This is a genomic window from Bradyrhizobium sp. TM102 (genome assembly GCF_009176685.1).
In the GTDB taxonomy this organism is placed as follows: domain Bacteria; phylum Pseudomonadota; class Alphaproteobacteria; order Rhizobiales; family Xanthobacteraceae; genus Bradyrhizobium; species Bradyrhizobium ottawaense.
This window is the reverse complement of record NZ_AP021855.1, coordinates 4,804,169-4,818,730: the sequence shown is the minus strand read 5'-3', so window position 1 is coordinate 4,818,730 and position 14,562 is coordinate 4,804,169. Positions and strand designations below refer to the sequence as shown.

Genomic DNA, 14,562 nt, shown 5'->3' with positions numbered 1-14,562 from the left:
CGTCTTCCACGTGAGACAGACCTGACGGGAGACCGAAATGACTTCTTCCAACTATCGCTGGGTGATCGTCGCCGCCGGCGGCCTGCTCGGCTGCGTCGCGATCGGCGGCATGTTTTCGCTGCCGGTGTTCCTGCAGCCGATCGCCAAGGACACCGGCTGGTCCGTGACCGGCATCTCAAGCGCGATGACGATCGGCTTTCTGGCGATGGCCTGCACCAGCATGGTCTGGGGCACACTGTCCGACCGGTTCGGGCCGCTGCCGGTGGTGCTGACGGGATCGACGGTACTGGCGCTCAGCCTGTTCACGGCGAGCCATGCGACCTCCCTGATCGTGTTCCAGTTCGTGTTCGGCCTTCTGGTCGGCGCCTCCTGTGCGGCGATCTTCGCGCCGATGATGGCGACCGTGACCGGCTGGTTCGATACCCATCGCAGCCTTGCCGTGTCGCTGGTGTCGGCCGGCATGGGCGTGGCGCCGATGACGATGGCGCCGCTCGCGGCCTGGCTCGTCTCGAACCATGACTGGCGCACCTCGATGCAGATCATCGCGCTCGTCGTCGGCGCCATCATGATCCCAGTCTCGTTCCTGGTGCGCCGCCCGCCAGCGCTCGCCAATGCGGCGGTCGCACCAACGGGCGAGGGGGCCGCGCAGAGCGAGATGTCGATGGGCGAGGCGCTGCGCTCGCCGCAATTCCTCATCCTGCTCGCGACCAATTTCTTCTGCTGCGCCACCCATTCCGGTCCAATCATCCACACCGTCAGCTATGCCGTGAGCTGCGGCATCCCGCTGGTCGCGGCGGTGACGATCTACAGCATCGAGGGTTTTGCCGGTCTCGGCGGGCGCATCGCCTTCGGCCTGATGGGCGACCGTTTCGGGGCCAAGCGCGTGCTGGTCTCAGGGCTGCTGCTCCAGGCGTTCGGCGCGCTCGCCTACGTCTTCGCCCATCAGCTCGCGACCTTCTACGCCGTCGGCGCGGTGTTCGGCTTCATCTATGCCGGCACCATGCCGCTCTACGCCGTGCTGATACGCGAGAACTTTCCGCTGCGGATGATGGGCACGGTGATCGGCGGCACGGCGATGGCCGGCAGCCTCGGCATGGCGACGGGCCCGCTCGCCGGCGGCCTGATCTACGACGCCTTCTCCAGCTACGCCTGGCTCTACATCGCTTCCTGGGCGATGGGCTTGGGTGCCTTCCTGATGGCGATGAATTTCAGGCCGTTTGCGAAGCCGCAAGGCGAGGTGGCGCCGGCGGCGGCGTAGGTTCGACATCGAGGCGCAAGGTCAGAGCTGCGCCTCGATCGCGGTCTTGTCGATCACCGACCAGACCTGCCGGATCTTGTCGTTGCCGAATTCGTAGAACACGTTCTCGCAAAACGACACGCGCCTTCCGTTGACGGCAAGCCCAAGGAACGTCCCGACCGGCGTGCAATCGAACTTCAGTCGTGCCGCGACGCGCGGTGGATCGATGATGAGCATCTCGATGTGGAATTGCAGGTCGGGTATCTCCCGAAAATCCTGCTCCAGCATCGCGCGGTAGCCGGACAGGCCGAGCGGACGGGCATTGCGGGCGACCTCATCATGCACGAACTGGCCGAGCGCCGGCCAATCCTGCCGGTTCAGGCAGGCGATGTAGGCACGGTAGATGCCGGCGAGCTCTTCTTTCTCCATACCGGCTCCTTCCGGTTCACGCGCGCCGCCGCAGATGCTCGATCAGCGCGCGCAGCTTCGGTGCGACGTTGCGGCGGCTCGGGTAGTAGAGATAGAATCCGGCGAAGCAGGGGCAATAGTCCTCCAGGATCGGCACCAGCTCGCCGCGCGCGATCGCGGGGCGAAAGCTCGCCTCCATGCCGAACGTGATGCCGGCGCCGGCCACCGCCAGCTTGATCATCAGCGCCATGTCGTTGGTCGTGATCTCGGGCGCGACCGCGACGCTGAACTCCTTGCCGCCGTCGGCAAACTCCCAGCGATAGGGGACAACGTTCGGCGCCGGACGCCAGCCGATACAGCGAAAGGACGCAAGCTCGGACGGATGCGAGGGCACGCCGAAGCGGTCGCGGAAATCCGGCGCGCAGACGGCGAGCTGGCGTTCCTCTCCGGCGATCGGCACCGCAATCATGTCCTGCTCGATGACCTCGCCAAGGCGGACGCCGGCGTCATAGCCGGCGGCGACGATGTCGAATTCCGCATCCGTCACGGTGATGTCGAGCTGCACCTCCGGGTTCGCGTCGGCGAAGTCCGCTAGAAAGCGCCCCGAGAGAAAATGCTCGGCGATCGAGGAGACGGCGAGGCGTAGCAAACCGCGCGGCCGCCCGCGTAGTGCCTCGGTGCCGTCGAGCGCGGCGCGCATGTCCGCGATCGCAGGCGCGACCTCCGCATGCAGCCGCTCGCCGGCTTCGGTCAGGCTGACGCTGCGGGTGGTGCGCTGGACCAGCGCGATGCCGAGCGTTTCCTCCAGCCGCCGGATTGTCTGGCTCACCGCCGAGCGGGTTACGCCGAGACGGTCGGCGGCGGCGCGGAAATTCCGCTCTTCGGCGACCAGCGCAAAGACGGCGAGGGCGTTGAGGTCTGGTTCCATCGGTTAGCGTAGCTTGTCAGTGTGGTTAGGGATCGTCGTCTTATCACAGCGATGGCGCCGGTCCATCTTCCCGCAATCACTCCGAAAGCAACGGGAAGAACCCTCATGCCAATCGACAAAGTCATTCTCATCACCGGCGCCTCCAGCGGTATCGGCGCCGGCATTGCCCGCGAGCTGGCCGCGGCCGGCGCGAAGATTCTGCTCGGCGCGCGGCGCACCGACCGTCTGAATGCGCTTGCGGCCGAGTTGAACGGGCGGGGCGGAACGGTGCTCGCGCATCCACTCGACGTCACCGACCGCGCCAGCGTTGCCGCCTTTGCCGACGCAGCGCGCGGGGTCTGGGGCCGCGTCGACGTCATCGTCAACAATGCCGGCGTGATGCCGCTGTCGCTGATGGCCTCGCTCAAGGTCGAGGAGTGGGACCGGATGGTCGACGTCAACATCAAGGGCGTGCTCTACGGCATCGCCGCCGTGCTGCCGGAGATGGTGGCGCGCGGCTCCGGCCAAATCGTCAACATCGCCTCGATCGGTGCGCTGAGCGTGTCGCCGACGGCAGCCGTCTACTGCGCCACGAAATATGCGGTGCGGGCGATCTCGGATGGCCTGCGCCAGGAGCACGACAATATCCGCGTCACCTGCATCCATCCCGGCGTGGTCGAAAGCGAGCTTGCCGGCACTATCACCGATCCCGTGGCCGCCGAGGCGATGAAGACGTATCGGACGATTGCGCTTCAGCCAGACGCCATCGCCCGCGCGGTGCGCTTCGCCATCGAGCAGCCCGATGACGTCGACGTCAACGAGATCGTCGTGCGGCCGACGCGGACGAGGTGACGATACCCATCCGCATCAGATGCGCTTCTCGAAAAACAGGTCCGGGTAGGGGTCGTCATTGTAGCGCGGGATCCCGCGCCAGCCCGTCGTGCGGTAGAGCTGGCCGGCCTCGGGCAGCGCGCTGTTGGTGTCGAGCCGCAGCAGCGTGATGCCGAGTTCGCGCGCGGCGCTCTCGGCCCCGTCCATCAGGCGCCGGCCGAGCCGCAATCCGCGCGCGGCGGGCGCGACCCACAGCCGCTTGATCTCGGCATAGCCGTGATCGGTTCCCTTCAGGCCGACGCAGCCGATCGGCAGCGTGTCCGACATCGCGACGATGAAGCTGCCGCGCGGGCGGCGCATGTCCTTGGCGTCGGGGTCGCGCGACAGCGAAACGTCGAAGCCCTGCTTGAAGCGGCGGCCGAGCTCGGCATAATACTCGCCGAGGCAGTAACGCGCTTGCTCGCTTTGCGGATCCATCTCCTCCAGCGCAACACGCTCGCGCGTCAATGCGGACGCGATCAGGTCCATCGCCGCCAGCAGCGTCTCGGCCTGCGAATGCTGCGCGAGCAAGCCCTCGGCTTGCGTGTTCGACAGCGCCTCATAGGCTGCGAACTCGCGCCGGCCCGCACGCGTCAATGTCGCGACCCGGCGGCGGGCATCGTCCTCATGCGCGGCGGTCTCGACCAGGCCGTCCTCTTCCAGGCTGCGCAGCAGCCGGCTCATCAAACCGGAATCGAGGCCGAGATAATCGCGGATCTCGGCCACGTCCGAACGCCCGTGCCCGATCGCATTGAGCACACGCGCCGCGCCGAGCGGGCGGCCGCGCCCGAGAAATGAGGTATCGAGCGCGCCGACGGCGGAGGTGACGGCACGGTTGAAGCGGCGGACGCGGGAAACGGGGTCGAGCATGATGTCTGACTTTAGTCAGATATCGTGGTCTGTCAATCGGGCGGGAGCTGATCGGGCTGGATGCTAGGTTTCCGGCCGGATCAGCTTGATGTCCTGGTCGGCGGCCCATCCGGCAACATCCTCGCGCTTCAGGGCGGTTGCCATCAGATCCGGGAACTGATCCGGCGTGCAGGCGAACACGGGAATGCCGAGACTTGCGACCTTCGCAGACAGCGCGGGATTGTAAGAGGGATGGCCGGTGTCGGTCAGCGCCAGCAGCACGATCACGTTGATGCCGCGCGTCGCGAGCCGCGCCAGCCGGTCGACCAGCGCGTCCGCATCGCCGCCCTCATAGAGGTCGGTGATCAGGATCAGATGCGCTTTCGCCGGCCGTTCGATGCGTTCCTCGCAATAGGCGACGGCGCGGTTGATGTCGGTGCCGCCGCCGAGCTGGACGCCGAACAGCACCTCGACGGGATCGGCGAGCTCCTCGGTGAGGTCGACGATCGCAGTGTCGAAACAGACGAGCTTGGTTGTGACCACCGGCAGCGAGGCCATCACCGCCGCGAAGATCGAGGCATAGACGACGGAGGTTGCCATCGACCCCGACTGGTCGACGCACAGAGTAACCTCTTCGAGATCGACGATGCGACGCTGCTGGCGCAGGAAGCCGATCAGCCGTTCGGGCACCACGGTGCGGTGCTCGGCCTGGTAGTGGCGCAGATTGGCCTTGATGGTGCGCGGCCAGTCGATGTCGGCAAAGCGCGGGCGATGGGTGCGCAGCGAGCGGTTCAAGGCGCCGCGGACCGCGTCCGCGGTGCGCCGCTCGAGCCGTTCCATCAGCTCGGCCACCACCTTGGCGATGACGATGCGGGCGGTGTCCTTGGTCTTCTCCGGCATCACGCCGCGCAGTGCGACGAGATCGGCGATCAGGCTCACATCCGCCTCGACGGTCGCAAGGAATTCAGGCTCGAGCAGCATCTGGCGCAGGCCCTTGCGCTCGAAGGCATCTTTCTGGATCACCTGCACCACGGGCGCGGGGAAGAACTCCCTGATGTCGCCGAGCCATTTTGCGACGCGCGGCGCCGAGCCGCCGAGCCCGCCGCGGCCCTTCCTCGGCGCCTCGTCGCCGTCGCCATAGAGCGCCGTCAGCGCCTCGGACATGCGGCGATCGCTGGCGGACAGGGCGGGGCCGTTCTCGGCGCCTTCCGCGTCGACGCCGAGGGCGAGCGTCCAGCGGCGGCTGCGTTCATCGGCTTCGCTCATCGCGCAGCTCCCGAGGTGAGAAGTTCGAGCACGCGGGCCTGATGCGCGGGCCAGATCTCGCCTGCGCCGGCGAGCAGCCGATACCCTTTGGCGGCATCGGTGCTGCGCGCGAACAGCGCGTCCATCAATCGCCTGCGCTCGGTTCGGTCCAGCGCCGAGAAGACGCGGCGGAACAGCGGCAGGCTCGCGGTGAAGGCGTCCTCGTCCAGCGTCATCAACCAGCCGTCGACGGCGCCGCGCAGCGTTGCATCGTGGATCAGCCGCTGGCCGGCGCCCTCGAAGAAGCCTTCAAAGAAGCCGGCGGCTTCCGCCACGGGTGTGCCGGGCGAGAGCATCCGCGTCAGCAGGTCTGCCGCGTGATGGGCGGTCAAGAGCTCGGCCTCGTAGAGCAGCCGGGCCGCGGTGCCGGCGATCAACCGGGTCGCCTGATCATCGTTCAGCAGCGCGCTCAGTGCATCGCGCCAGCTGGCTACGATTTCGGGCTCGATCTGGGCAAGCTGGATCGCGGCGTCGGCCGCGAGCAGCGCGCCGCGCAGCCTGGCCGCGGCGGGACCGTCCAGATTGCGCGCCGCATAAGGCAAGGCGAGTGCGGCCTGCACCACGATGCGCGGCATCAGCGCCGCCAGATGCTCGACCGTGCCGGCGCGCGCCTCGCCATAGCGCAGGATGTCGGCCATTGGCGGCAGCGCACCGAGCAGAGACTGCCCGTCGCTGGTCAGCGCCGCCTTGGTCTCCAGCGCCGCGATGCCGAACGCAGTGGCACGGGACAGGTCGGCGATCATGGCGTTGCGCACCAGCGTCGCGAGCGGAGCAAGCTCGGCTTCCTTGCCCATCGCTTCGATCAGGCGTCCGCCGGCAGCTTCAGCGATGGTCGAACCGTAGAGCAGATTCTCCACGAGCCTGACTGCGAATTCCGGCTCCCAGCGCAACTGCCAGTTCTCGCGAAACGTACCGCGGCTGCGGCCCGCATCGGTCAGCCGTCCCCAGGGCACGTCGAGCGCGTTCAGCCGGTGCAGCAGCGTGGAGCGCATCAGCCCGCTTTCGCTGCGCAGATCGAGCGTCAGCGGCCGATCGAGCGCCTCCGGCTTGAGCCGCGTCGCCTTCTGCTGCCGCTGGAGATCTTCGAGCAGCGGCGCAAGCGGTGTTGTCGCTGGAATCGCGCCGACACCTGCGCCGATCAGCAGCTCGGCCGAAATGTCGTCCCACATGGCGCGTTCGCCGTTGCAGAGGCAGGCGATCGCCGCCTCGCGCAGCTCCGCGAAACCCGGCGCGGGGCGGCCGCGCAGCGCCGCAAGCGCCGTGCCCAGCCGCTGCGCCTCGATGACCGAGGCGGTCGAGACGAAATGGCCGCGATCGCGCAGCACGCGGGTCGCCTTGGCAAGCCACTCCGCGGCACGATCGCGCTCGCGCGTGTCCCAGACATGAGCGCACCATCCCGGCGCCACCACGCCCGCGCCATAGCCGCTCGCGCGCGCCAGACGCGGCGCGGTCCAGGGCGCCCAGGTCGCCTTGATCTTCGTCTTCGGCCGGCCCTTGAGCAATTCGCGATCCGCAGCAAGGCTGCGACGCTCGGCGAGTGCCGGCACGTGCCAGGCGCCGCAGACGACCGCGATGGCGCCATCGTGGTCCTTTGCCGCCTTCGCGATCTCGATCCGCATATGCGCCTCGCGCGCGGCCTCGCGGGCCGATAGCGATTTCTCGTCTGCGCGCAGCGCCGTCATCGCATCGGCAACGGCGGCGAAGATCGGGCCCGTTGCAGGGTTTTCCTCGATGACGTCGGACCACCAGGACTCGCCGTCGTCATAGCCTGCGGCGGTGGCGAGCGCCCCGATCGGGTCGTGGCTGACTGGATCGGCCTCCGCCCTTGCAGCAATCTCCTCCGCAATGTCGCCGTCGGTGGCACCCAGCCGGTCCGATGCCGGCAGGTCGATGAAGCGCAGGGTCGCGCCGTGGCGCACCGCCCAGCGTGCGGCCTGGTATTCCGGCGAATAGTCGGCGAAGGGGAAGAAGCTGGCGTTGGCCGGATTGTCCTCGGCGTAGGTGAGCAGCGCCACCGGCGTCACCATGTCGGGATCGGCGAGCATGGGTAGTAGCTCCGATGCATCCGCCGGGCCCTCGATCAGCACCGCGACCGGCTTCAGCGCGTCGAGCGCTTCCACCAGCCGCCGCGCGGAGCCGGGACCGTGATGCCGGATGCCGAAGAGGGAGACCTGGTCTGCCATCGCTCGCGCCGCGCTGTCAGATCCGGTCGGTCAGCGAAGCATAGTAGCCTTCGAAGCCACGCCGCTTCTTCAGCACGGTCTCGAGATACTCGCCGAGCACGGCCGTATCCTGCACCGGATCCTTCACGACGGCGCCGATCATGTTGCTGGCGAGTGTTTCCGGCGTCAGCTTGCCGTCGTTGAAGAAGGTCGCCTGGCTGATGCCGCCGATCATCACCGCGATCGCTTCGGCTGTCGACAGCCCGCCCGAGGGCGACTTCAGCGCGATCTTGCCGTCCTCGGTCGAGCCCGAGCGCAGCTCACGGAAGATCGAAACGATGCGCGCGACCTCGTCGGCGACGTTCTTCGGTGCCGGCAAATCGAGATTCTCAGCCATCTCGCCGACACGCTTGACGATGATCGCCACTTCCTCCTCGGCGCTGTCGGGCAGGGGCAGCACGACGACGTTGAAGCGGCGCTTGAGCGCGGACGACAATTCGTTGACGCCCTTGTCGCGGTTGTTGGCGGTGGCGATGATGTTGAAGCCGCGCTGGGCATAGACGGCAGTGTTGAGCTCAGGAACCGGCATCATCTTTTCCGACAGCACCGTGATCAGCGTGTCCTGCACGTCGCTGCCCATCCGCGTCAGTTCCTCGAAACGGCAGAGCTTGCCGCCCTCCATCGCACGCATCAGCGGCGTAGGGACCAGCGCTTCGCGGCTCGGCCCGTGCGCGAGCAATTGGGCATAGTTCCAGCCGTAGCGGATCTGGTTCTCGTCGGTCCCGGCCGTGCACTGGATCACGAGTGTGGAGTCGCCGGTGATGCCCGCGGCGAGGTGCTCGGAGACCCACGATTTGGCGGTGCCGGGCACGCCCAGCAGCAATAATGCGCGATCGGTCGCAAGGGTTGCAACGGCGGTCTCGATCAGCCGCTTGTCTCCGACATATTTCGGCGTGATCACGCTCCCGTCGGCAGCCTTTCCGCCCATCAGGTAAGTCACCACTTGCCGCGGCGAGAGCGCCCAGCCCGGCGGACGATGCCCGTCGCCCGCGGCAAGCGCCTTCAACTCGGCGGCATAGCTGTCCTCGGCGGGCAAGCGCAGTTTCTCGCTCATGGTTTCGCTCCATTGTCGTCCAACGCGGCGTTGAGCCGCAGCATGTCGAGGCGCGAGTCTCCTTGCAGGAGGCCCGCAGCCGTCAGTCGTTGCAGTGATTGTCGCGCGCCGTCTCGCGAGGCGAGAAGGCCGAGCGCGTGAAGCTCCGGGACCTGATCGCCGGGCCTCGCGTCATCGCGATGAAGCGCGGCGAGCAGGGTCTTGCCGGCGGGCGCGGAGAGCGGATCGTCCAGCCGTGCCGCTGCGCCTGCGAGTTGTCGGGCCAGTTCGAAGCTGATGCCGTGGGTGCGCAGCGCCGCCTCGGCATGCCCTGTGCGTTCGGCGGGCGCAAGGCGTGGCGCGAGCGCGGCAACGAGGCCAGTGGCATCACGTTCACCGACGGCATCCGCTGCTTGCGCGACCAGCGCATCCGTCCCGGTCGCGACGATCAGGTTGATCAATGACATGTCGGCGGCGTGGTCCACGTTCCAGTCCCAGGCGGCGATCAGCTCCTGCGGCGCAAGCCCCAGCGCGCCGGAAAACGAAACGAGGTCGGCGCCGTCGAACAGGGCCTTGCGGCGTTGCACTTGCGCCGGCGTCTTGAGTGGTTCGGCCTGGACCACGCGCGAGCGGCGTAGCAGCCCCTTGGTCTTGACCGAAAAGAAGCCGGCAAGTTCGGCGACGTCCTCGCCGGCCGCAGGGCCTCGGCCAAGACGCGCGAGCAGCGAGGCCGCAAGCGCCTTGACCTTGGGGGCGCGATCGTCGGCCGCGATGCGTTCGAGAAAAGGGATGTCGTCGTCGGAAAGCCGCTCCGACAGCAGCAACAGCAGGCGCAAGCGTGCGTCGGCAGTCTCGCTCGCGAGCTTGGCCTCGAGCACCGCGCGTGCGGCGGACGGGTCGCGCCGCCTGAGTTCGGTCAGTGCCGCCTTGCGCGCAGCGGGCCAGAAATCGTCCCAGTTCTCGGCGGTGAGATCGTCGCTGCTTTGCTGCCGCGCGGCGCTGTCGGAGTCTGCAAGCGCCGCCCAGTCGCGCCAGATGGCATAGACGTCCGGCGCGTCGTCATCATCGGCGGCCGGCATCCAGTCGGCTGGATGCGCTGTCCAGCCGCGCGCCGCCAGGAAATGGACGAGTTCGGTTCCGGCGTGCGCGTGCTTCCTCGCCGCGAGGATCCGGCGCACGAGCGGACGCAGCTCTTCGGGCACCGTCGGCAATGCAAGCGTCGGAATATCAGGCAGGATGCGGAGCACTGAAGCCGGCTCCATCGTCACCGATGTGCCGAGGAACTGGCCCGAAAGCGCAAGCAGCCGCAATTCCGCTTCGGCGGGATCGTCGCCGAGCTCGGTACGCCAGAACGTGGCTGCGGGCGCGGCCGCGGATCCCATGGTCCAGCGCGTGAGGACTGCACCCATCGCATCAAGGATCGTCTCGGCCCTGGTTGCCTCAGTCATGGCCGCCGATCCGCCCCCAAGGGGTCTGCGCGGCGAGGATCGCGAGCCGATTGCCCGACCAGATCGCGGCGGTGCGCGCGAGATCGGTGCCGCACAGAATGCCATTGACCTCGGAGGCCACCGGCAGCGTCGCGAGGCCATCGGCCGATCGCCACCATTTGTGTCCGGCAGCGTCGCGCGCGATGCGCCCCTGCGGCAGCAGCAGCGGAATATCGATCACCCAGGGCTCTGCCAGCAACGGTCGCGTCAACGCGTCGGAGAGTGTGTCATCCGGCGCGGGCCATGCCGGCGGCGGCATCTCGTGCGTGGCGTCGCGCCGGACGAGCAGGGCGCGAAGCGGCTGCGCCGACGGATAGAAGACGAGCTCGCCATGAAAGCGCTCGCCGGGCGTGAAGACCGAACCGCGCCTTCCCGCGCTTGCCGGGAAAAAATCGAGCAGCATTGCGAAGCGTGGGCCGGCCGCGGCGAGGTTGAGCAGCCATGTCGTCTGTGACACCAACCCGTCACGGCGCGTCTGCACCTGCTCGGCAAGCACCTCCCAATCCGCATCGACCCGTAGCGCATCTGGATCGGCCAGCACCGTCTCGCGCGTCTCCGATGCGGCGACCGCGCGCCGGATCGCGGTATTGCGCGGGGTGGCGCGGAAGGCGCGCGCGAGCAGAACGAGCTTGCCGAGCTCGACCACGGCGCCGCGCGGACGGTCGCCTGCGGAGAGCGCGAGGAGGCGGGACGGCAGCTCGTCGATCCGGCCGGCGAGCACCGCGGCCTTGCCATCGACAAGCCGCGCCGCGATCCGCCGGCATCGCGCCGTGGCATCATCGATGAAGCCTGACAATCCCATGCGAAGCTGGTCGCCGATCTATTGATCGAGCGCATCCAGCGCATCGAAAATGGCGCGCTCGGTCTCTTCGTTACGTTTGGCTACCTGGGCCTCGCGCCGCGCCACGTCCTTCGGGTCGTCTGCGACCTCAGGCTCGGCGGCGCGCGCGGCACCCAGATCCTTGTCGCCGCCAGGCGGCGCATTGGTTGCAGGCTTTGCTGCGGACGGGCCGCGCCTGCGGCCGAGCCAATCGCTGACCCAGGCCGGCGTGTCGGCGGGCGTGAACGGCACCACCGCTTCTGCATTCAGCCACAACAGGCCGAGCACATGCTTGCAGGGGAATTTGCGCGAGGGGCAGGTGCACTTGTTGCCGAGGTCGCGCAGATCGGCCATCACGCGGTACGGATTGGCGCCGGAGCCCGCGCATTCGCCCCAGATCAGCGCGGCATCACGGCTCATGCCGACACCGGACCATTTGGCGGGCTTGGCGAGGCCGGCGGCGGCCTTGAGTGAGGATTGATCGGTAGCGAGTTGCTCGACCGCCTTCAGATCAATCGCCACGCCGATGCCCTAAATCGAATCCAGAAACGGCAGTATAACGGGGAACAATGAAAGCTCAATGTCGCCGCGAGCGATCCCTGTGCTGCACGCGGGAATGGTCATGATCGCTCCGGTGAGGCGAGCCCGAGTTCCTTGCGTGTCTTCCGCGTCAGCTTTGCCGCGATCAGCGCGTGCGCCTGCGCCAGATACAGGATGAGCTCGGCATCGGGTAAGGCGTTGTTGCTGACGAGTTGCACCCATTTGGCGCGCGCCAAATACGGCGCAGGCCGGGCCAGGCCGTGCTCGATCACCATGGCGTAGGCCATGTTCGCGGTCTTGAACATGTAGCCGCCGGAGCGCGCGGCAAAGCCGCCGCCGAGCGCGAACATCTTGCCGCCGACCTTGAAGACGGAGGTGCCCTCCCATTGCACCACCTTGGTGACGGCGGGCAGGCGCAGGCAGCGGGTTTCGAAGGATTTGGGTGTCATTGCCGGAGCGATAGCAGGTTGCGCGCGGCTTGCAACGTGCATGCTGACGGCCTCGCGGAGAGACGCTCGATTGTTTCGCTTGGTTCGCACGGCAAGGGCGAAGTTGATGCCGTGTGCCGCCCTTTGTGAGTTGTGCCGGCGCCGCAGGCCGCTACCATGTGCCAACTGCCGTGGAACACGGCAGCGAGCACAAGCGGAGGCGACATGAGCGGACAGGAGCGCAAGGTGAAGGGATCGGACCTGTTTGTCGCGGCGCTCGAGAACGAAGGTGTCGATCGCATCTTCGGCGTTCCCGGCGAAGAGAATCTCGATCTCGTGGAATCGCTCCGCACCTCCAAGATCGAGCTGGTCCTGACCCGTCACGAGCAGGCCGCCGCCTTCATGGCCGCCACGCATGGGCGGTTGACCGGCAAGCCCGGCGTTTGCCTCTCGACGCTCGGGCCCGGCGCGCTCAATCTGTCAACGGGCGCCGCCTATGCGCATCTCGGCGCGATGCCGATGATCCTGATCACCGGCCAGAAGCCGATCATGAGCAGCCGACAAGCGCGCTTCCAGATCGTGGACGTGGTCGCGACCATGAAGCCATTGACGAAGCTGTCGCGGCAGATCGTCAGCGCCTCCAGCATTCCGACCGTGGTGCGCGATGCCTTTCGCGTCGCCATGGAGGAGCGGCCGGGGCCGGTGCATCTCGAATTGCCCGAGGACATCGCGGGTGACGAAGTGCCTGATGTTCCCGTGATCCCGGTCCATCCGATCGAAATCCCGGTCGCTCATCGCACCACGCTCGACCGCGCCGCCGAGATGATTCTGTCGGCGAGACATCCGCTGGTCATGATGGGCGCCGCGACCAGCCGGCCGCGCGCGACCCACGGTATCGCCAGCTTCGTGCGGCGGACCGGCATTCCGTTCTTCACCACGCAGATGGGCAAGGGCACCGTGCCCGGCGGTACCAATCTCTACATGGGGACCGCCGCGCTGTCCGAACGCGACTACGTTCATGACGCGATCGATGCCGCCGACCTGATCATTGCGATCGGTCACGACCCGATCGAGAAGCCGCCCTTCATCATGGGGCCGTCAGGCCCGAAGGTCATTCACGTCAGCTACACGTCGGCCAGTGTGGAGCTGGTCTATTTTCCCGACGCGGAGGTCATTGGCGACGTCGGCCCCAGCCTGGAACTGCTTGCCGACCGGCTCGAAGGCAAGCTGCCGCAAGCCGCGTCGCTGCTGTCGCTGCGCGAGAAGATTCTCGGCCACATCGCCGACCGCGCCACCGAGGCGCGCTGGCCGCCGACGCCGCAGCGGATCGTGCACGACATCCGGCAGGTGATCCCGGAGAACGGCATCGTCGCGCTCGACAACGGCATGTACAAGATCTGGTTCGCGCGCAACTACCGCACCCGCGTCGCCAACACGCTGCTGCTCGACAATGCGCTGGCGACCATGGGCGCAGGTCTGCCGTCGGCGATGATGGCCGCGATGCTCTATCCCGACCGCCGCGTGCTCGCGGTCGCGGGCGACGGCGGCTTCATGATGAACAGCCAGGAGATGGAGACCGCCGTCCGTCTCAAGCTCAACCTCGTCGTGCTGGTGCTGGAGGATAACGCCTACGGCATGATCCGCTGGAAGCAGGCCGTCGACCATTTCGCCGACTACGGCATGACCTTTGGCAATCCTGATTTTGTTCTCTACGCGAAGGCCTATGGAGCGAAGGGGCATCGGGTCGAGAGCATCGACAGCTTTGGCCCGACGCTGGATGCCGCTTTCAAAGAGGGCGGCGTGCATCTGGTCGTGATCCCGATCGACTATTCGGAGAACGTGCGCGTGCTCGTCGACGAGCTGCGCGCCCATGAGAAGGCAAAGGGGTGATGTTTGGTCTCGTGCCCCGGACGCAGCGCAGCGCTTCTTCAGCGTTGCGCTGCAGAGCCGGGGCCCATGCGTCAGCCACCTTCGCCGCCTCCTGGGTCCCGGCTCTGCGCAGCAACGCAAAAGCGTTGCAGCGCGTCCGGGACACGAGAGGGGCTTGTCTGGAGAGAATCGATCACCCACACTCCCAAATACCGAACAAGCACAGGACAACAAAATGACTCGTGTTCGCTGCGTCACCGAGATGGGTATGGGCGTCGATGTCCACGGCAGGGACGCCACCAAGGCGGCCAAGCGCGCGGTGTCGGATGCCATCAGGCACTCGAGCCTCGGCTTCTTCCGGATGATCGGCAAGACCGCGAACGACATGTTCGTCGACGTCACGATCGCGGTACCCAATCCGGAAGCCGTCGACAAGGAGGCTGTGGCCAAGGAGCTTCCTTACGGCACCGTGACCGTCACCGCGGTCAAGGGCGGGTTGGAGATTCCCTCGGCGACCGAAGTGGCCAACGATCCCATCCTCATCGCCAATGCCGCTGTCATCGTCAGCTTCGACAAGGACTAGACCG

At 67.2% G+C, this 14,562-nt stretch carries 14 protein-coding genes; 4 read left to right on the top strand and 10 right to left on the bottom strand.

Translation table 11 applies throughout. The features are described 5' to 3' along the window. Positions 1–37 precede the first annotated feature (37 nt). Positions 38–1,258 carry an MFS transporter gene (locus GDN70_RS23195; RefSeq protein ID WP_152103076.1) on the top strand — a complete coding sequence of 407 codons (1,221 nt, stop codon included), beginning with the start codon at positions 38–40 and terminating at the stop codon, positions 1,256–1,258. A 21-nt stretch (positions 1,259–1,279) separates the two neighbouring features. On the opposite strand, the gene GDN70_RS23190 is transcribed toward GDN70_RS23195, so the two are convergent. Next, complete coding sequence (locus GDN70_RS23190; protein ID WP_028145087.1) at positions 1,280–1,666, bottom strand: ester cyclase; 387 nt, start codon at positions 1,664–1,666, stop codon at positions 1,280–1,282. A 16-nt stretch (positions 1,667–1,682) separates the two neighbouring features. After that, on the bottom strand, positions 1,683–2,573 hold the full coding sequence (locus GDN70_RS23185) for a LysR family transcriptional regulator (protein ID WP_028145086.1): 891 nt from the start codon (positions 2,571–2,573) through the stop codon (positions 1,683–1,685). 105 nt (positions 2,574–2,678) lie between these two features. Here GDN70_RS23185 and GDN70_RS23180 point away from each other — a divergent pair, with 105 nt between their 5' ends. Continuing rightward, complete coding sequence (locus GDN70_RS23180) at positions 2,679–3,404, top strand: SDR family oxidoreductase (RefSeq protein WP_152103075.1); 726 nt, start codon at positions 2,679–2,681, stop codon at positions 3,402–3,404. A 15-nt stretch (positions 3,405–3,419) separates the two neighbouring features. Here the strand turns inward: GDN70_RS23180 and GDN70_RS23175 are convergent, their stop codons facing one another. The 8 genes from GDN70_RS23175 to GDN70_RS23145 form a co-directional block, all read right to left on the bottom strand. Next, entirely contained in the window at positions 3,420–4,292 is an 873-nt protein-coding gene (locus tag GDN70_RS23175) for a helix-turn-helix domain-containing GNAT family N-acetyltransferase (RefSeq protein ID WP_028145084.1), read from the bottom strand. A gap of 63 nt (positions 4,293–4,355) precedes the next feature. Beyond that, positions 4,356–5,537 (bottom strand): VWA domain-containing protein, encoded by a 1,182-nt coding sequence (locus GDN70_RS23170; RefSeq protein WP_028145083.1) that lies wholly within the window; start codon positions 5,535–5,537, stop codon positions 4,356–4,358. After that, a complete protein-coding gene (locus GDN70_RS23165; protein ID WP_038972514.1) occupies positions 5,534–7,759 on the bottom strand; it encodes a DUF5682 family protein in 2,226 nt (741 codons plus the stop codon). Before GDN70_RS23165 ends, GDN70_RS23170 begins: the two co-directional genes overlap by 4 nt. Positions 7,760–7,775: 16 nt before the next feature. Then, entirely contained in the window at positions 7,776–8,852 is a 1,077-nt protein-coding gene (locus GDN70_RS23160) for an AAA family ATPase (RefSeq protein ID WP_038972513.1), read from the bottom strand. Beyond that, positions 8,849–10,213, bottom strand: a complete 1,365-nt coding sequence (locus tag GDN70_RS23155) for a DUF5691 domain-containing protein (protein ID WP_244625812.1) — start codon at positions 10,211–10,213, stop codon at positions 8,849–8,851. Before GDN70_RS23155 ends, GDN70_RS23160 begins: the two co-directional genes overlap by 4 nt. A gap of 58 nt (positions 10,214–10,271) precedes the next feature. Continuing rightward, complete coding sequence (locus GDN70_RS35560; RefSeq protein ID WP_244625811.1) at positions 10,272–11,120, bottom strand: hypothetical protein; 849 nt, start codon at positions 11,118–11,120, stop codon at positions 10,272–10,274. An 18-nt stretch (positions 11,121–11,138) separates the two neighbouring features. Then, on the bottom strand, positions 11,139–11,660 hold the full coding sequence (locus GDN70_RS35555) for an SWIM zinc finger family protein (RefSeq protein WP_244625810.1): 522 nt from the start codon (positions 11,658–11,660) through the stop codon (positions 11,139–11,141). A gap of 98 nt (positions 11,661–11,758) precedes the next feature. Then, entirely contained in the window at positions 11,759–12,127 is a 369-nt protein-coding gene (locus GDN70_RS23145; RefSeq protein WP_038972505.1) for an MmcQ/YjbR family DNA-binding protein, read from the bottom strand. A 204-nt stretch (positions 12,128–12,331) separates the two neighbouring features. Between GDN70_RS23145 and GDN70_RS23140 the strand changes: the two genes are divergently transcribed. Together GDN70_RS23140 and GDN70_RS23130 are read left to right on the top strand one after the other, a co-directional pair. Next, on the top strand, positions 12,332–13,996 hold the full coding sequence (locus GDN70_RS23140; protein ID WP_038972504.1) for an acetolactate synthase large subunit: 1,665 nt from the start codon (positions 12,332–12,334) through the stop codon (positions 13,994–13,996). Positions 13,997–14,210: 214 nt separating this feature from the next. Further along, positions 14,211–14,558 carry a Lin0512 family protein gene (locus GDN70_RS23130; protein WP_026201886.1) on the top strand — a complete coding sequence of 116 codons (348 nt, stop codon included), beginning with the start codon at positions 14,211–14,213 and terminating at the stop codon, positions 14,556–14,558. Positions 14,559–14,562 lie beyond the last annotated feature (4 nt).